The organism is Lentzea sp. (genome assembly GCF_035525475.1).
Lineage (GTDB): Bacteria > Actinomycetota > Actinomycetes > Mycobacteriales > Pseudonocardiaceae > Lentzea.
Map to the genome: position 1 here is coordinate 1 of NZ_DATLEC010000112.1, position 16,868 is coordinate 16,868.

The following is a 16,868-nucleotide window of genomic DNA, read 5'->3' on the forward strand; positions in this document are numbered from 1 at the left end:
CGTGGGGATGGCCGAAGGGCTCGTTCGGCCATCCCCACGACGCTCTGGGGCCGGTCAGCCGGCCGGGTTGCCGTCGCAGGCGGTGCGGGACGGCGAGCGGTCGACCGTGAGGATCTCCAGCGGGCCGTTCCACCGCCACGGCGCGAAGCACGAGTCGTCGAGGACGCTGATGTCCGCGCGACCGCCGACGTGGCTGCCGCGGCACGCGACGTAGCCAGGCGCGTGGCCCTCGTGCAGCAGCGACAGCGGACCGTTCCACTGCCACGGCGCGGCGCACAGGCTGCCGACGCGGTCGTGCTCGTCAGCGGACGCGGGACCAGAGACGGCCAGCACCGCGCCGCCGATGACAGCGGTCGCGAGGATCGTCGTCTTGATCATGCAAGCGTCATCGACCCGGCGAGGCCGGTCCTTGACCGGCTTCACCCCACGAGCCGAACAACGTCACACCGGCAGGGTACGAGCGGTCCATTCGCCGTGCGGGATGAGCTGAGCCGTGCGAACGTCGTCGGTTCCGCGTTCGAGGCGGATGAGGAGATGATCTTCGCTCAGGCGTTCCGCGACACCCTCGCCCCACTCGACCGCCACCACGGCGTCGACGAGGTCGGTGTCCAGGTCGAGGTCGTCCAGCTCGTCCAGGTGACCCCCGAGCCGGTACGCGTCGACGTGCACCAGCCGCACGCCCCTGCCGTCCTCGGCCGGCTCGTGCACGCGCGCGACGACGAACGTCGGCGAGGACACCCGGCCCTGCACACCGAGTCCGCGCGCGAGACCGCGCACGAACGCCGTCTTGCCCGCTCCCAACGGTCCCGCGAGCAGCAGCAGGTCGCCCGCCCGCACGACTTCGCCCAGCTTGCGGCCGAACTCCTCGGTGTCCTCCACCAGGGGGAGCTCGATCGTCTTCACGCTCGCCGCCACCACTTCTTCCGATTCTCTCCGCGATCGGCCGCGCAGCGTTCGACGAGCGCGACCAGGTGGTCGTTGACCAGATCAGCCTGCTCCATCATCACCATGTGCCCGGCACCGGGGGCCCGGACGAGGGTGGCGTGGGGCATCTCCTCGGCCATCCGCTCGGCGTGCGAGAACGGCGTGAGCTTGTCCGCGTCGCCGCTCAGGATCAGCACCTCGCAGTGCCGCAGACCGGCGAGCGCCTTGTAGCGGTCGTGCGTGCCGAGGGTCTCCAGGAACTCGGTGAGCACCTTCACCGTCGTCCCGTTGATCATCTGTTCCATCAGGTCCACGAGGGACGGCGCGACCTTGCGGTCACCGAACGCCAGCGCGCGGATGCCGCTCCACGTCAGGCTCTTCGCGCTCTTGCGGACCCACTCGACGAGACCGGGCTGCACGCTCGCGAGCCGCCCGACGCCCAGCGTCACGGGGTTGTACCGCGACAGCACGGACTTCGACAGCCCCGCGCCACCGACGGCGCCGGCGGCCGTGCCGATCAGCGCGACACCGCGCACCCGTTCCTCGAAGAGCTCCGGCATCTTCTCGGCCAGCGCCATGATCGTCATGCCGCCCATGGAGTGGCCGACGAGCACCAGCGGCCCCTCGGGCGCGATCGACCGGATCACCGAGTCGAGGTCGAGCGCGAGCTGGTCGATCGTGCTGTGCTCGACGGAGGACCGCCCCGACCGGCCGTGGCTGCGCTGGTCGTAGAGCACCTGGTGGACCCGCGGGTCGAACAGCTCGGCCAGGTCGCGGCGCTGGAAGTGCCAGCAGCGGCGGTCCAGCGCGAACCCGTGCACCAGCACGACGGTGATGTCCGGCTCGCCGCCGTCGGCGGGGTCGACCTCCTCGACGGAGATCGGCACGCCGTCCTCCGCGGCCACCGTCGACTCGCGGTCGGGCATCAGCCGCCCGAGCGACTCCTCCGCGAGGCTGCCGGACGTGGTCTTGCGCTCGTGCGAGACCTTCGCGGTCTGCGCCACGGCGGCACCGGCGACGGCCGCGCCGAGCGCGCCACCGACCCATCCGACGACCTTCCACACCGGCTTCACGTGTAGATCCTCCGCACCCGCGGCCGGTACATCCCGCAGACGATCTCGTAGTCGATCGTCCCGGTCAGCTCCGCCCACCGCCTCGCGGTCGGCTCCCCCCGGCTCCCGTCGCCGAACAGGACGACCTCCGCGCCCTCCGGAACCTCGTCGTCCCCGCAGTCCACGACGATCTGGTCCATGCAGACACGGCCGACCACCGGACGGCGCCTGCCCTCCAGCAGCACCTCCATCCGGCCGGAGAGCGCCCTCGGCACACCGTCCGCATACCCGGCGGGCACCAGTGCCAGCGTCGTGTCCTGCTGCGCGGTCCATGTCATCCCGTAGGAGACGGACTCACCTGCGGGGATACGTTTCGTGAGCGCCACGCGCGACCGGAAGCTCATGACCGGCCGGAGGTCGTGCGCGGTCGGCACGGGGTTCAGCCCGTAGATCGCGATGCCGGGCCGCACCATGTCGAAGTGCAGGTCGGGCCTGGTCAGCAGGGCCGCGGAGTTGGCGATGTGGCGCCGGGGGTCCAGGCCGAAGGCCTTCGCGACCTCGTAGGCCTCGTCGAACCGCTTGGCCTGCAGGTCGATGGACGGGTCGCCGATCTCGTCGGCGGACGCGAGGTGCGACCAGATGGCGACGACCTCGTGCTCGCGCGCGGCCTCGACGAGCGCGGGCCAGTCACGCGGCTGGCAGCCGTTGCGGCTCAGGCCGGTGTCGATCTTGAGGTGCAGCCGCGGGCGCGCGTCGGCCTCCTCGGCGGCCTCCTCGACCCTGCGCAGGTCGCTGAGCGAGGAGACGGACATGTCGACGTCCGCGGCGATGCCGGCGGCGAGGTCCTCGTCCGGGGCGTCGAGCCAAGCCAGGACCGGCGCCTGGATCCCGGCCGCGCGCAGCGCCAGCGCCTCCTGCGTGGAGCACGAACCGAGCCAGGTCGCGCCCGCCTCGAGTGCGGCCCGCGCCACCTCCACCGCGCCGTGGCCGTAGCCGTCCGCCTTGACGACGGCCATCGTGTCGGCGGCAGGGGCGAGACCGGCGAGCAGGGCGACGTTGTGCCTCAGCGCGCCTAGGTCGACGACAACTTCTGAACGAGCCATAACCTTTTCATCGTGCCATGTCAGCCGCGAACAGCGGCTATGGCGCAACTCGCACAGACGCGCCCGCGGTTCAGCCGAGCGCGAAGCACGGGCCCCGGTCACCGAGCGCTCCGCCATGCTGACGACATGGGCCCACAGCACACCTTCGCGGCAACCGCGCACGTCTTCGCCGACCTGGTGAGCACGCTGCCCGCCGACCGCCTGTCCGGACAGGGCCTCGACGACTGGACGTTGCGCGACCTGGTCGGCCACACCGTCTCCGCCGGGCTGGCCGGGGTCGCCGAGGCGCTCGGCCGCCCGGCCACCACCGAGGACATCACCACGCCGGAGGGCTACTACGCCCTGGCGAAGACCGTCGACCCCGCCTTCTACCAGGCCGTCGTCGCCCGCTCCACCACCGATGCCCTGGACTGGGGCGCACGCCTGGGCGACCAGCCGGCCGGCCAGGTCCGCCGGTTCGCCGACCGTGCCGTCGCCGCCGTCGACGCCGCCGATCCGGACGCGCTGGTCACCACGGCGGCCGGCGGCATGCGGCTCGCGAACTGGCTCCCCACCAGGACGTTCGAGCTGGTCGTGCACAGCATGGACGTCGCGAGCGCGGCGGACGTGCGTGTCGACCTGCCAGTCGACGCGCTCGCCGAGTCGGCGGCGCTGGCCGCCCGGCTGGCAGCGGTGACCGGCAGCGGTCAGCAGGTGCTGCTCGCGTTGACGGGGAGGCGGAGGCTGCCGGCGGGCTTCTCCGTGGTCTGAGGTCAGCGGGCCCTGATCGCCCTGATGGCCGCCGGGATCGCCTCCATCAGCCGCGACGCGGGCACCGGCGCGCCGTCCGCACCCAGCTCCGCGGCCAGGACGTGCAGGAAGGCCGCGTACCCCGCCGCCAGGAACGGGTCGAGCCCGCTCGCGAGCAGCGCGCCGATGATGCCCGACAGCACGTCACCCGATCCGGCCGTCGCGGGCCAGGACGACGTCGCCGAGTTGACCAGCGCCCGCCCGTCCGGCGCGGCCACGACCGTGCGGTGGCCCTTGAGCAGCACCACGGCGTCGAACCGCTGCGCCGCCTTCCTGGCCGCCGCGACGCGGTCGGGGCCGACCGGGCCCGCCAGGCGTTCGAACTCGCGGTCGTGCGGGGTGAGCACCAGTGCCGAGTCCGGGTCGCGGGCGTCCCACAGCGACGGGTTCGACGCGAGCAGCGTGATGGCGTCCGCGTCGGCGACCACCGGGACGTTGGCGTCCAGCACGAACTCCAGGACCTCGGCTGACGCGCTGCCGGTCCCCATGCCGGGACCGGCGACCCAGGCCTGGACGCGGCCCGCGTCCGTGATCGAACCCGTGCAGACGGCCTCGGGCCACCGCGCGCGGATGGCGTCGGCCGCGGGACCGGCATAGCGGACCATGCCGGAGGTGGCGAGCACGGCGGCACCGGTGGACAGCACCGCGGCGCCCGGATAGGTCGCGCTGCCGGCCGCGACACCCGTGACGCCCTGCGTGTACTTGTCGTCGGACGGGCCCGGCACCGGCCAGGCGATGTCCTCGCGGTCCAGCAGCACGAAGTCGGGGTCCACCGGCCGCAGACCGATGTCCACGAGGTGCACCTCGCCGCAGTCGACCAGTGCGTGCACCGGCTTCAGGCAGCCGAACGTGACCGTGGTGTGCGCACGGACGTGAGGTCCGGAGATCTCGCCGGTGTCCGGGTCGATGCCCGACGGCAGGTCCACCGCGAGGATCGGGACCTGCACGGTCTCGACGAGAGCAGCCGCGTCGGGACGCAGCGGACCGCGTGCGGACAGGCCGACGATGCCGTCGATCACCAGGTCGGGAGTGCCCACCGACGAGACGATCCGCCCACCGGCACGGCGGAACGCCGCCAGTCCCTCGGCGTGCGCTTTGGCCGGGTTGAGCAACACGGCGGACACCGCGACCCCGCGGCGGCGCAGGAAGTAGCCGGCCCACAGGGCGTCGCCGCCGTTGTTGCCCGCACCCACGAGCAACGTCACGCGGCGGCGGCCCTGCAAGAGCCTGAGGGCGTGGGTGGCCACACCGAACGCGGCCTTGCGCATCAACGAGCCCGGCGGGACGACCGCCATGAGCTCCTCTTCAGCGGACCTGACGCGTTCGGTGTGCCATACGCCTCTCACAATTCCCCTTAGCCCTTCGGGGTCAACTCACTCGACGGTAACGGACTTCGCCAGGTTGCGAGGCTTGTCCACGTCGTAGCCGCGGGCGGTCGCGATCTCCGCCGCGAGCACCTGCAGCGGGACCGTCGAGATGAGCGGCTGCAACAGCGTCGGGACGGCCGGGATCTCGATCAGGTGATCCGCGAACGGGCGCACGGTCTCGTCGCCCTCCTCCGCGATCACGATCGTGCGGGCACCGCGGGCCTGGATCTCGCTGATGTTCGACACCAGCTTCGAGTGCAGGACGGCGCGGCCCTTCGGCGACGGCATGACCACGACGACCGGGAGGTTCTCCTCGATCAACGCGATCGGGCCGTGCTTGAGCTCGCCCGCCGCGAAGCCCTCCGCGTGCATGTAGGCGAGCTCCTTGAGCTTGAGCGCGCCCTCCAGTGCCACCGGGTAGCCGACGTGGCGGCCGAGGAACAGCACCGCCTTGGAGTCGGCCAGCTCGCGGCCCAGGGCCTTGACCTGGTCGATGGTGCCGAGCACGCGCTGCACGGCGTCGGGCATGGCCTCCAGCTCGTGGAACTCGCGGGCGACCTCGTCCGGGTACTTCGTGCCGCGGGCCTGCGCCAGCGCGAGGCCGACGAGGTAGTTCGCGGCGATCTGGGCGAGGAACGCCTTCGTCGACGCGACACCGATCTCCGGGCCGGCGTGCGTGTAGAGCACGGCGTCGGACTCGCGCGGGATCTGCGCGCCGTTGGTGTTGCAGACGGCCAGGACGCGGGCCTTCTGCGCACGGGCGTGGCGCACGGCTTCCAGCGTGTCCGCGGTCTCGCCGGACTGCGACACGGCGACGACGAGCGTGTCGCGGTCGAGGACCGGGTCGCGGTAGCGGAACTCGGAGGCGAGCTCGACCTCGACGGGCAGCCGCGTCCAGTGCTCGATCGCGTACTTCGCGACGAGGCCGGAGTGGTAGGCGGAGCCGCAGGCGACGACGAAGACCTTGTCGACGTCGCGCAGGTCCTGGTCCGACAGGCGCTGCTCGTCGAGGACGATCCGGCCGTTCGCGAAGTGGCCGCGCAGCGTGTTGGCCAGCGCCTCCGGCTGCTCCTCGATCTCCTTGAGCATGAAGTACTCGTGGCCGCCCTTCTCGGCGGCGCTGAGGTCCCAGTTCACCGTGAACGGCTTGGCCTCCGCGGGCTCGCCGTCGAAGTCCAGGACCTCGTAGCCGTCGCGGGTCAGCACGACCATCTGGTCCTGACCCAGCTCGACGGCCTCGCGGGTGTGCGCGATGAACGCGGCGACGTCGCTCGCGACGAAGTACTCGTTCTCGCCGACACCGACGACCAGGGGCGAGTTGCGGCGCGCGGCGACGACCTGGTCCGGCTCGTCGGCGTGCGTGATCACGAGCGTGAACGCGCCCTCGAGCCTGCGCGCGACCTTGCGCACGCTGGCGGGCAGGTCGCCCTTCGTGTCGCCGTCCGCGTAGGCGAACGCCACGAGGTGCGCGACCGTCTCGGTGTCGGTGTCGGACGCCATCTCGACGCCGAGACCCTCGAGCTCGGTGCGCAGCGCGATGAAGTTCTCGATGATGCCGTTGTGCACCACGGCGACGCGGCTGGTCGCGTCGCGGTGCGGGTGCGAGTTCCTGTCGATCGGCGCGCCGTGCGTCGCCCACCGCGTGTGGCCCATGCCGACGGTGCCCGCGAAGTTGTCGCGACCCACCTCGTCGAGCCTGCTCTCCAGGTTCTGCAGCCGGCCTGCCTTGCGTTCGACGGCGAGCCCGTCGCCCGCCACGACCGCGACGCCTGCCGAGTCGTATCCCCGGTACTCGAGCCGCCTCAGCCCGTCCAGCACGACGTCGAGCGCCGACTGGTGACCCACGTATCCCACGATTCCGCACACGCAAAACAGACTAGCTAGACCACGCCGCTAACCCTAATGAGTGAGCGCGGTGCATCACCGCAGGTCAGGGACACAGGTGGTGTAGACCAATCTCAGATGTGGTGCGGACGACGGGATCGACTACGGTTCACCCATGGCTCGCCGCGTGATCACGCTGACCGCGAAACAGGCCCTCGAGCAGCTCAGCAGGCCCGGTCCGCACCCCGTGCTGCGCGGCGACCTCGCGCTCGTCGGCATGCCGGGCGTGGTCTTCACGCCGCAGTCCGGCCTGGGCCTGCCCGCCGTCGCGTTCGGACACGGCTGGATGCAGCCCGTGCGCCGCTACCACGGCCTTTTGCGGCACCTGGCGTCGTGGGGCGTGGTCGCCGCGGCACCGGCGGTGGAACGCGGCCCGCTGCTGTCGTCACGGGTGCTCGCCGCGAACCTCCTGACCACGCTGGACGTCTGCACCGGCGTGCGGCTGGGCGAGGGCAAGATCAGCGTCGACCCCGCCCGCGTGGCACTGGCCGGGCACTCGATGGGGGGCGGCGCCGCGGTGCTGGCGGCGTCCGGAGTGGACCGCGTCCGCGCCGTTGTGACTTTGGCCGCAACGGAGACGCGCCCGTCCGCACTCGACGCGGCTCGCGAGGTCCGTGCGCCCGGCCTGCACCTCGCGGCGGGCGAGGACCGGATCGCACCGCCCGTCGGCCACTCCGAGGCGATCGCCCAGGCGTGGGCGGGACCCGTGCAGTTCCGGTTGCTGCCCAAGGCTTCGCACCTCGGGTTCACCGAGGGCCGGCACTGGAGCGAGCTCGTGCTGGACGGCAGCTCCGAGCGCGGGTCGCACAAGATCGGCCGGGCGTTCGCGACGGCGTTCCTGCTGCGCGTGCTGACCGGCGAGCGCGCGTACGACGAGCTGCTCGACGGCGATCTGAAGGCCGCGAACCTGGTCTTCCAGCGGGAAGCCCTGCGTACGCGCTAGGTTGCTCGGCGTGATGCCGGGAGCGCAGAACCAGGGCTGGCACCAGAACCAGCCGCCACAGCAGCAATGGGGTCCACCCCCACCGCCGCCGAAGGGCGGCAGCTTCGCGATGGCCGTCGTCGTCGCGGTGGCCGCGTTCGGGGTCGCCGTGTACTGGGCGATCCTCGGGGTCATGCGGATCATCATCAAGCGCCCGCACGAGTCGGAGCCGGACGTCGTCGCCCGCCTGCTGGCCCAGACCGGCGGCAACGGCGACCTGCTGGCGCCGTTGAGCATCGCCGACATGGTGCTCAAGCTGCTCGCGGCGGTCGTGCTGATCTTCGGTGCGTTGCTGATAGTCCTGCGCAAGATGCCCGGCGCGTTCCTCGTCGCCGGTGCCGTCCTGCTGGGACTGCTCGCCGCCGGCTGCCACTTCTTCTACTACGACCAGCTCGGTTGGAGCGGCACGAGCGACACCTACGTCGCCGCCGTGCTCACGCTCGTCGTCGGGGTGGTGGCCATCCTGCCGCCGGTGACCAAGGCTCTGCAGCCCGCCGGTCAGCCGCAGCCCGGCCACCCTCAGCACGGTTATCCGCAGGGCGGACAGCCGCAGTTCCCGCAGCAGCAGTTCCCCCAGCAGCAGTTCCCCCAGCAGCCACCGCCGCCCGGCTACGCACCCCCTCAGGGACCGCCGCCGCCCGGTTACGGCCCACCGCGCTGACGACGAAGAACGCCCCCGGATCCGTTGATCCGGGGGCGTTCTCGCTGTCAGGACAACCAGCTCTGGTTGCTCAGGTCGTCGTCATCGTCGACCGGCGGGCGCGGGCGCCGCACCGGCGGAGGCTGACGGACCGGTGGCGGAGGAGGCGGCGGTGGCCCCGGCTGCTGAACGACCGGCGGCTGCCGCACCGGTGCCTGCGGGGCCTGGTCCGGCCCGCGCATGAAGGCCTCGGACTGCGCGCGCATCTCGCGCTGCTGCCGTTCCTTCTCGATCTGCGCGAGCTCGTCGGCGAGGTCGTCGTGCGGGGCGGCGGTCTCGTCCTCCAGCCCGAACGAGAGCTCCTTGCCGCGGTCCTTCTGCTGGCCCTCGCCGCGCTGGTTGCGGGCCATCTCGCGGAGCCGTTCGGTGAGCCGCTGCTTGCGGTCGGCGAACTTGTCGTGGCTCTCCTGCGTCGCCTTGGCCGACTCGTCGAACTTCTGCCTGGCGTCCGACATCCGCGACGAGTGCTCCGAGGAGATGCCGGAGAGCTTCGCCCTGAACGCGGCCAGGTCGAGATCGCTCACCAGCTACCTCCCCGGTTGCCGTCGTCACCGCTGAGCACGCCCTGGGCGCCGCTCAGCGGGTTGCTGTCCTCGTCGAACAGCGTCCCGGTGGTGCGCCACTGGCTCGCGCCCCGCTCGGAGTCGCCGCCCTGCTGACCGCCGGCACCGCCGCCCATCATGCCGCCCCCCATCATCCCGCCGCCCATCATGCCGCCGGACGCGGCACCGGACGTGGGCTGGCCTTGGGCGTCCTGCAGGGACGGCAGATTCGCCGACCCAGCCTGACCGGCCTCGGAGGCGTTCGTGTCGAACGAGCCGCCGTTGTCGCTCTGCGACGGCGTGTTCCAGGCGCTGTCGGCCGGCGACGACCCGCCGAGCACCGACTCGCTGGAGGAACCGCCGCCGGTGAACGAGACGCCGGAGGTCGTCGTGCTGTCCGACGACACCGCGTGCAGCGGGCCGTCGGCGGGGATCCGGGGCTCGCCGAGGCTCGGCATGATGCCGTTGTCCTCGATGAAGCTGCGGGCCACCGAGTCCTGGAAGCGGTCGGCGATGTTCGGCGCGCCGTCCTGGCCGGGCGGGCTCCAGACCTGCTCCGCCTGAGCGGGCATGGTCTGGAAGTCGGCCTGCGCGGGCATCGCCTGGAACTCGCCCTGGGCCGGCATGGCCTGGAAGCCGCCCTGGGCCGGCGTGGTCTCGAACTCGCGCCCGACCGCCTGCGGGAAGTCCCGGTCCGGCAGGTCCAGCGGCTGGCCCAGGTCGCCCGACCAGGCCCCACCCGCACCGCCGCCGGCACCGCCTCCTGCACCGGCCGCGGGGTTCTCGTCCTCGCCGAAGCTCACGCCGATCTGGTCGGGCGTGCCGTCGCCGTTGTCCGCGGTCAGGTTGATCTCGCCGGTGGAGGCGTCGACCTCGGCGGTGAAGCTCACGCCGTCCTGCTCGATGTGGATCTTGCCGTCGGCACCGACCTCGACCGGGATCGGGTTCGACTCCGACCCTGGCGGACCGGCGGTGGGAGCGGCGGCGCCACCGGCGACGCCTGCGGCACCAGCGGTGGCCGGGGACGCGCCGGTCGCCGGGCCACCCGTGGTCGCCGTGCCGGTGAGCTGGTTGGCCATGGCCGTGATGGCCTGCGTGCCGTTCTGGCCCATCAGCGCCTTGGCGGCCTCGGGGTTCTTGCTGAAGTCGAGGTCGTAGGTCTTCGGCTCGCCCTTCGGCGTGTCGATGGTCATCTTCACGTGCCCGTTCGAGTCGGGCTCCGTGACCTTGATCGTGTTGTCGCCGGCCTTGACCGTGAGGGACTCGAGGTTCTCCTCGGGCTTCGGCTGCTGGTTGTCCGGCTTGCCGTCACCGTCGAGGTCGTCGGGCTTGCCGTCGCCGTCGGTGTCACCGGGCACGTCGGGCTTGCCGTCGCCGTTCTTGTCGAGGCCGGTGTCCGGCTTCGGGGTCTCCGGCATGCCCCCACCACCCGGCGGGGTGCCGCCACCGCCCGGCGGAGTGCCCCCACCGCCGGGCGGGGTGCCGCCGCCACCGGGCGGGGTGGCGCCGCCGCTCTGGTCCTTGCCGCCACCGCCGGTGTCGTCACCGGGCTTCTCGGCCGGCTTCTCCTGCTTGGCGGGCTCGAACGGCTTGGTGTTGATCTTGTCGATCTCGGCGCCGAGCGCGTTCCACGCGTCGTCGACCGCCTTCTTGGTGTTCTCGCACAGCTGGACGAAGTTCTTGTACTTCGTGCTGACGTCGTTGTGGAACGTGGTCTGCAACCACTCGCGGCAGCCCTTGCGGACCTCGCCCTTCCACACGTCGTCGTCGCACGCGCCGTCGTCGATCTGGATGCCGACGTGCCCGGCGGCGCGCTTGAGCAGGCCCTCGTCCTCGCTGTCGGCGGCCTGCACGACCTCGCGGATCTGCGGCGGCGTCTTGCCCGCGACGTCGAACGGGCTGCCCACCCCGTTCAGGACGGTGTTCGCCTTGTCGTTCACCAGCTGCGAGACCGTGTGGCACGCGAGGCGCGTCGCGTCGGCGATGTGGTTGACGCCGTCGGCGACGGTGGAGGCCTTCTTCGAGAAGTCGGCGACGTAGGCGCGCGAGTTGTCGGCGGCCTTGCCGTCCCACGACGACCACAGCTTCGACATCGACTTCTCGGAGTCGGACTGCTGCGTGCGCAGGTCGGTGGAGACCTGGCGCATCTCGACGATGTCCTCGTCGATCTTGTGGAAGTCGATGTCGCGCTGCTGTTCGTACAGCGTCTTGACGTTGTTGTAGTCGGTGTTGACGTCCGACCCGACGCCGATGACCGACTTCGCCTCCGCGTAGACCGGGAGGAAGTTCTCGAAGTACTTCAGGCCGGGCATGCCGGCGTCGAGCAGGAAGTTCGAGTTGCCGACTCCCGCGCCACCGTCAGCCGCGCGCTGTTCCGACTGGTCCAGGACGTCCTGGCCGGACTTCTTCGAGTTGTTGTAGTCGTCGATCTTCTTCTGGCCGGCCTCGCCCGACTTCTTGGCGATGTCGTAGGCGTTGTTCAGCCGCTCTTCCGAACTGTCCGACCACGGCATCGAGTTCGACAGCGACTGGCCGAAGCCGTCACCGTAGGAGACGTCGTAGTCGTCGAGGTACTTCTCGAGCTCGTCGTTGTGCGTGCCCGTGAAGTCCTTGTCCATCTCGGTCGTGTAATACGCCTCGAGAAGGGCTTTCTTCTGATCCGGTGGGACCTCGGGGTTGTCGCAGAGCTTCTTGACTTCTTCCCAGCTGGGCATCTGCGACTACCTTCCCTGCTTGGTGACCTTGGCCGCGTTGGCCTCTTCGGTCCACTCGTAGCCGTTCGCGGATTCGCGCAGCTTGTCCGAGAGACCCTTCATCGCGGCGGAGTAGGCACCGATCGCCTCGGCTAGTTTCGGCAGGCCGGCCTTGTACTTGGCGCCGCCGGTGGTGTGCGCGCGACCGAAGTCCTTCTCGCTCACGGCACTCGCGGTGATCTTCGCCTTGTAGTTCTCGATCTCGGTCGCGATGCCCTGGATGGTCGTCGCGGACGACATCATTTCGCCAGCGTTCGCCTGAAAGCCAGACATGTGCTCCTGCCTCCCCTAGTCCCCGATCTGACGCAGTTCGGCTCAGCGGGGTTCCGCCATACGATGCCAGGCCGGATCACATGCCGACCTGGGCTTCCACGATGTCGGTTGCCTTAGTAAACAGCGGCCGGACGCGGGCCGCCGGGGATCATCACTGACCGGGTGGCTGCTGGTGACCAGGGGGCTGCTGGGGCCAGGGCTGACCGGGAGGAGGCGCGGGATGCCCGCCGGACGGCGGGCCCTGCTGCCACTGCTGCCCCGGCGGCGGGCCCTGCTGCCACTGCTGCTGGGGCGGGTACGGCTGCTGCGGGTGACCGTAGCCGGGAGGAAGCGGGGGCCGGGCCTTGTTCTTCTTCGACGCCGAGACCGCGATGACCACCACCACGACCAGCCCTCCCAGCAACACCAGGAGGATCAACAGCATCAACATCGTCACAACCGGCCCCCGATCAGTCCTCAACGCACTGAGGAAACCACATCCGCCAGGCGTCGCGCGGCCGACTCGGCCTGGTCGTGGCTGGTCGCCTCGACCATCACCCGCACGAGCTGCTCGGTGCCGGACGGGCGCAGCAGCACGCGGCCGGTGTCGCCCAGCTCGGCCTCGACGGAGGCGACGGCTTCGCTGACCGACGCGGCCTTGGCGACGGCGGCCTTGTCGGACACCTTGACGTTGATCAGCACCTGCGGCAGGCGGCGCATCACCGAGGCGAGGTCGGCGAGCGGCTTGCCGGTCTCGGCCATGCGGGCCATCAGGCGCAACGCGGTGAGCAGGCCGTCGCCGGTGGTGGCGTGCGCGGGCAGGACCACGTGACCGGACTGCTCGCCCCCGAGCGAGTACCCGCCGGCCTTGAGGTCCTGCAGCACGTACCGGTCGCCGACAGCGGTGGTGCGCAGCTTGATCCCGGCGTCCTTCATGGCGAGGTGCAGGCCGAGGTTGCTCATCACGGTCGCGACGAGCGTGTCGTCGTACAGCTCGCCCGCGTCGCGCATGGCGAGCGCGAGGACGGCGAGGATCTGGTCGCCGTCGACCGGGGCGCCCTCGGCGTCCACGGCGAGGCAGCGGTCGGCGTCGCCGTCGTGGGCGATGCCGAGGTCGGCACCGTGCTCGCGGACGGCGGCGGCCACGACGTCGATGTGGGTGGAACCACAGCCGTCGTTGATGTTGAGGCCGTCCGGTGCGGCGTTGATCGCGACGACCTCGGCGCCGGCGCGGCGGTACGCGTCCGGTGCGGCCACCGACGCGGCACCGTTCGCGCAGTCCACCACGACCTTGAGGCCGTCGAGGCGGTGCGGTGTGATCTTGAGCAGGTGCTCGACGTACTGGGTCTCGGCGTCGGGAACGTCGCGGACCCTGCCGATGAAGGCACCCGTCGGGCGTTCGAACCCGGTGCCCATGAGCTGCTCGATCTCGTCCTCGACGGTGTCGGGCAGCTTGTGACCACCGGCGGCGAAGAGCTTGATCCCGTTGTCCGGCATGGCGTTGTGCGACGCCGAGATCATCACGCCGAGATCGGCGCCGAGCGCGGAGACGAGGTGCGCGACAGCGGGCGTGGGCAGCGCTCCGACGCGCAGCACGTCCGCACCGGCCGAGGTGAGGCCCGCGGTGACGGCGGCGTCGAGCATCTCGCTGCTCGCCCTGGGATCGCGGCCGACGACGGCGATGGGCCGGTGGGAGCGGTCGTGCTCGGCGAGCACGCGAGCGGCCGCGGCGGCGACGGACATCGCGAGCTCAGGGGTGAGATCGGCGTTGGCGAGACCGCGCACACCGTCGGTGCCGAACAGGCGGGCCATGAATCCTCCGTTGTGGACACTGCGAGGCGGCGGGAAAGACCCGGAAAACACCACGGGAGCAGCAGTTCGAGGTGAACTGCTGCTCCCACGGGTACAGCTGCGTGCTCGGGGTGCGGAGGTGTCCCCGCTGTCACCGCGGAGGAGCCGGGGTCTGACGAATGCAGACGCGGCTCTCCCGGTGACGGAGCACGATCAGCGCTTGGAGTACTGAGGCGCCTTGCGGGCCTTCTTCAGACCGTACTTCTTGCGCTCCTTGACCCTCGGGTCACGGGTGAGGAAGCCGGCCTTCTTGAGCACCGGACGGTCCTCGGCGTCGATGACGATCAGCGCACGCGCGATGGCGAGACGCAGCGCACCGGCCTGGCCGGTGATGCCGCCGCCGTGCAGGTTGCCGATGACGTCGAAGGTCTCGGGCTTCTCCGTGGTGACGAGCGGCTCCCTGATGAGCTGCTGGTGCACCTTGTTCGGGAAGTAGTCCTCGAGGGTCTTGCCGTTCAGCGTGAACTTGCCGGTGCCGGGCACGAGGCGGACGCGGACGACGGCCTCCTTGCGGCGGCCGACGGTCTGCGCGAGGTGCGCGGCGCCGTTCAGCGAGGGCGCGACCACCGGCGCGGAGGTCTCCTCGACCTCGGCCTCGTCGGCGTCAGCCTCGACGGCCTCGGCTTCGGGAGCCTCTTCGGCCTCAGGAGCGTCGACGACCTCGGCCTCGACAACCTCGGCCTCGACCTCGGGGGTCTCGACCTCAGGGGTCTCGTTCTCAGGGGTGGTCACAGGAACTTCCTCGGTGTACTCGTCGCTCACTGGGCGATCTTCTTGATCTCGAAGGCCTGCGGCTGCTGCGCCGTGTGCGGGTGGTTCGGTCCGCTGTAGACCTTCAGCTTGTTCGCGATCTGACGGCCAAGGCGGTTCTTGGGCAGCATGCCCTTGATCGCCTTCTCCACCAGGCGGTCCGGACGGGTGTCCAGGACCTCGCCGAAGGACTGCTTGCGCAGGCCGCCGGGGAAGCCGGAGTGGCGGTACTGGAACGCCTGGTCGCGCTTCGCGCCGGTCAGAGCCACCTTGTCAGCGTTGATGATGACAACGAAGTCACCGGTGTCAACGTGAGGGGCGTAAGTCGGCTTGTGCTTGCCGCGCAGCAGCGTCGCGGCCTGGGTGGCGAGCCGGCCGAGCACCACGTCCTGGGCGTCGATCACGTGCCAGGTGCGGGTCACCTCACCGGGCTTCGGGCTGTACGTGCGCACGGATCTACCTCGTCGTCACTTGCGTCTGGGGTCACTGCGGCGGTTGCCCCAGACCGATCTTGGACGAACCAAGCGGTGGTTCCGAGACAGGCGCGGCACACATGGGCGCCAGCTACCGCACAACAACGTAAGAAGATACCGGATGGGTGGCGCGGGGACCAAAACGGGTCCTCCAACGCCCCCTCCTCCGGACGTACGCGAGCCCCGGACCACGTGGTTCCGGGGCTCGCGAGGTCTTGCTTCAGCTCACTGACTTACCAGCGCGAGGCGTTCGCCTGCTCGGCCTGGGCGTACGCCTCGGAGGCCTGCTGCACGGCGACACCGATGGCCGCGAGGACCTGGTTCAGGTCGGCGGACGCCGTGTCCCAGTTGCGCTGGGCCTCCTGGTACGCCGCACCCGCGGAGCCCTCCCAGTTGGCGAGCGTGGAGGTGACCTTCGACTTGAGCTGGTCGTTGAGGTCGTCGATGGTCTTCGACGAGGTCGCGATGGTGGAGGCCGCGTTCGAGATCTCGGCGAAGGTAGCCTTGATCATTTTTCATCTCCCCTTGAGTAAGCGTGGACGTGCTGAGGTGAAGTGCTGGTCGAGCGGAATCAGAGACGGCTCGCGATGTTCGAGACCGCTCCCTCCTGCTCCTCTTCGTTCTGGGCGTAGACCTTCGAGGTGCTCGAGATCTGCTCCTCGATCGCCTGCAGCGCCTGGTCGAGCTTCCGCACGTCCTCGTCCATGCGCACCATCAGGTTCTGGAACGCGGCCGCGGCGTTGCCGGCCCAGCTGGCCGCCACGCCCTCAGCCGCACCCTTGACCGTGCGGGCCTGGCCCTGGATCTGCTCGCTGATCTCGCTGATGTGCTTGGCCAGCGCGTCGAGATCCGCCGTGGTAACCGTAAATGCTCCGCCACCCATGGGAGCTCCCCTTAAGTCTCGATGTCAGGTCGTACTTCTTGGTTCGTACGCCTCTTACGACGGAGACCTTGCCATGCTGGTTCCGTCCTGTCCCAACTTCTCTCGAAGTAGTTGCGCTAGTAAACGGCCCTGGGTGAAACCGCGGCATCAGTAGAGGATTCGCGACTGCGAAAAGTCCTCGTCATCGTCACCCGTACGAGGAAGCTGACCACTCGGACCGGCGACAGCGGTCGATCCCCGCGCGACCAGCGGTTCCGTCTCAACTGGAGCGGAAGTTCGCGGCGCGGTGAGCTCGGCGACGTCCGGGACCTGCTCGACGGGCAGCCCGCGGTCGTGGCGGAACCCCGCGGAGGATTCCCTGACATCAGCGGGAGTCGCCAGAGCGCCGGGCTCGGCCTTGCGCTGACGAGCCTTCTCAGCCAGGTCACGAGTGCGTTCCCGCAGCTTGGCATTGCGTTCACCTATGTCGCCGGCGGCGCGGCGGGCACGGGTGATGGCAGCCCCGACCTCGGCGCGGAACCGGCTCAGAGCCTCGGCGGCGGACATCGGCAACTCCCCGGTGG

General features: G+C 70.5%; 19 protein-coding genes. 3 read left to right on the top strand and 16 right to left on the bottom strand.

The genetic code is table 11. From position 1 onward, the window contains the following. Positions 1 to 54: 54 nt before the first annotated feature. The 4 genes from VM306_RS19625 to alr all read right to left on the bottom strand — a co-directional run bounded on the left by VM306_RS19625 (position 55) and on the right by alr (position 3,079). Positions 55 to 378: a hypothetical protein gene (locus VM306_RS19625; RefSeq protein WP_325517008.1), complete on the bottom strand. Its 324-nt coding sequence runs from the start codon at positions 376 to 378 to the stop codon at positions 55 to 57. Positions 379 to 441: 63 nt separating this feature from the next. After that, positions 442 to 903, bottom strand: a complete 462-nt coding sequence (gene tsaE, locus VM306_RS19630; protein ID WP_325517010.1) for a tRNA (adenosine(37)-N6)-threonylcarbamoyltransferase complex ATPase subunit type 1 TsaE — start codon at positions 901 to 903, stop codon at positions 442 to 444. After that, positions 900 to 1,997 carry an alpha/beta hydrolase gene (locus VM306_RS19635; RefSeq protein ID WP_325517012.1) on the bottom strand — a complete coding sequence of 366 codons (1,098 nt, stop codon included), beginning with the start codon at positions 1,995 to 1,997 and terminating at the stop codon, positions 900 to 902. The genes tsaE and VM306_RS19635 overlap by 4 nt, the downstream gene beginning before the upstream one ends. Then, positions 1,994 to 3,079: an alanine racemase gene (gene alr, locus VM306_RS19640; protein WP_325517014.1), complete on the bottom strand. Its 1,086-nt coding sequence runs from the start codon at positions 3,077 to 3,079 to the stop codon at positions 1,994 to 1,996. Before alr ends, VM306_RS19635 begins: the two co-directional genes overlap by 4 nt. 126 nt (positions 3,080 to 3,205) lie before the next feature. On the opposite strand from alr, the gene VM306_RS19645 reads away from it, so the two are divergent. Next, on the top strand, positions 3,206 to 3,829 hold the full coding sequence (locus tag VM306_RS19645; RefSeq protein WP_325517016.1) for a maleylpyruvate isomerase N-terminal domain-containing protein: 624 nt from the start codon (positions 3,206 to 3,208) through the stop codon (positions 3,827 to 3,829). Between the two features lie 2 nt (positions 3,830 to 3,831). On the opposite strand, the gene VM306_RS19650 is transcribed toward VM306_RS19645, so the two are convergent. Together VM306_RS19650 and glmS are read right to left on the bottom strand one after the other, a co-directional pair. Then, on the bottom strand, positions 3,832 to 5,214 hold the full coding sequence (locus VM306_RS19650; protein WP_325517018.1) for an NAD(P)H-hydrate dehydratase: 1,383 nt from the start codon (positions 5,212 to 5,214) through the stop codon (positions 3,832 to 3,834). Positions 5,215 to 5,241: 27 nt separating this feature from the next. Continuing rightward, positions 5,242 to 7,101 (bottom strand): glutamine--fructose-6-phosphate transaminase (isomerizing), encoded by a 1,860-nt coding sequence (gene glmS / locus VM306_RS19655; RefSeq protein ID WP_325517020.1) that lies wholly within the window; start codon positions 7,099 to 7,101, stop codon positions 5,242 to 5,244. A gap of 133 nt (positions 7,102 to 7,234) precedes the next feature. Here glmS and VM306_RS19660 point away from each other — a divergent pair, with 133 nt between their 5' ends. After that, positions 7,235 to 8,062, top strand: coding sequence for a dienelactone hydrolase family protein (locus VM306_RS19660; RefSeq protein ID WP_325517022.1), 828 nt, complete (start codon positions 7,235 to 7,237; stop codon positions 8,060 to 8,062). A 10-nt stretch (positions 8,063 to 8,072) separates the two neighbouring features. After that, entirely contained in the window at positions 8,073 to 8,762 is a 690-nt protein-coding gene (locus VM306_RS19665; protein ID WP_325517024.1) for a hypothetical protein, read from the top strand. A 47-nt stretch (positions 8,763 to 8,809) separates the two neighbouring features. Here the strand turns inward: VM306_RS19665 and VM306_RS19670 are convergent, their stop codons facing one another. The 10 genes from VM306_RS19670 to VM306_RS19715 all read right to left on the bottom strand — a co-directional run bounded on the left by VM306_RS19670 (position 8,810) and on the right by VM306_RS19715 (position 16,851). After that, positions 8,810 to 9,325, bottom strand: a complete 516-nt coding sequence (locus VM306_RS19670; RefSeq protein ID WP_325517026.1) for a hypothetical protein — start codon at positions 9,323 to 9,325, stop codon at positions 8,810 to 8,812. Continuing rightward, positions 9,322 to 12,057 carry a hypothetical protein gene (locus VM306_RS19675; RefSeq protein ID WP_325517028.1) on the bottom strand — a complete coding sequence of 912 codons (2,736 nt, stop codon included), beginning with the start codon at positions 12,055 to 12,057 and terminating at the stop codon, positions 9,322 to 9,324. The genes VM306_RS19670 and VM306_RS19675 overlap by 4 nt, the downstream gene beginning before the upstream one ends. Before the next feature lie 6 nt (positions 12,058 to 12,063). Continuing rightward, positions 12,064 to 12,369, bottom strand: coding sequence for a type VII secretion target (locus tag VM306_RS19680; RefSeq protein WP_325517030.1), 306 nt, complete (start codon positions 12,367 to 12,369; stop codon positions 12,064 to 12,066). Positions 12,370 to 12,520: 151 nt separating this feature from the next. Continuing rightward, positions 12,521 to 12,799 (bottom strand): hypothetical protein, encoded by a 279-nt coding sequence (locus tag VM306_RS19685; protein WP_325517032.1) that lies wholly within the window; start codon positions 12,797 to 12,799, stop codon positions 12,521 to 12,523. A 26-nt stretch (positions 12,800 to 12,825) separates the two neighbouring features. Further along, positions 12,826 to 14,160 (bottom strand): phosphoglucosamine mutase, encoded by a 1,335-nt coding sequence (gene glmM, locus VM306_RS19690; protein ID WP_325517034.1) that lies wholly within the window; start codon positions 14,158 to 14,160, stop codon positions 12,826 to 12,828. A 192-nt stretch (positions 14,161 to 14,352) separates the two neighbouring features. Continuing rightward, a complete protein-coding gene (rpsI, locus tag VM306_RS19695) occupies positions 14,353 to 14,931 on the bottom strand; it encodes a 30S ribosomal protein S9 (protein ID WP_325517036.1) in 579 nt (192 codons plus the stop codon). A 26-nt stretch (positions 14,932 to 14,957) separates the two neighbouring features. Beyond that, entirely contained in the window at positions 14,958 to 15,401 is a 444-nt protein-coding gene (gene rplM, locus VM306_RS19700) for a 50S ribosomal protein L13 (RefSeq protein ID WP_325517039.1), read from the bottom strand. A 254-nt stretch (positions 15,402 to 15,655) separates the two neighbouring features. Next, positions 15,656 to 15,934 carry a WXG100 family type VII secretion target gene (locus VM306_RS19705; RefSeq protein ID WP_325517041.1) on the bottom strand — a complete coding sequence of 93 codons (279 nt, stop codon included), beginning with the start codon at positions 15,932 to 15,934 and terminating at the stop codon, positions 15,656 to 15,658. 59 nt (positions 15,935 to 15,993) lie between these two features. Beyond that, positions 15,994 to 16,305: a WXG100 family type VII secretion target gene (locus tag VM306_RS19710; RefSeq protein ID WP_325517043.1), complete on the bottom strand. Its 312-nt coding sequence runs from the start codon at positions 16,303 to 16,305 to the stop codon at positions 15,994 to 15,996. A 147-nt stretch (positions 16,306 to 16,452) separates the two neighbouring features. Further along, the gene (locus tag VM306_RS19715; protein ID WP_325517045.1) at positions 16,453 to 16,851 is read right to left on the bottom strand and encodes a hypothetical protein; all 399 of its coding nucleotides are present in this window, start codon (positions 16,849 to 16,851) and stop codon (positions 16,453 to 16,455) included. Positions 16,852 to 16,868 lie beyond the last annotated feature (17 nt).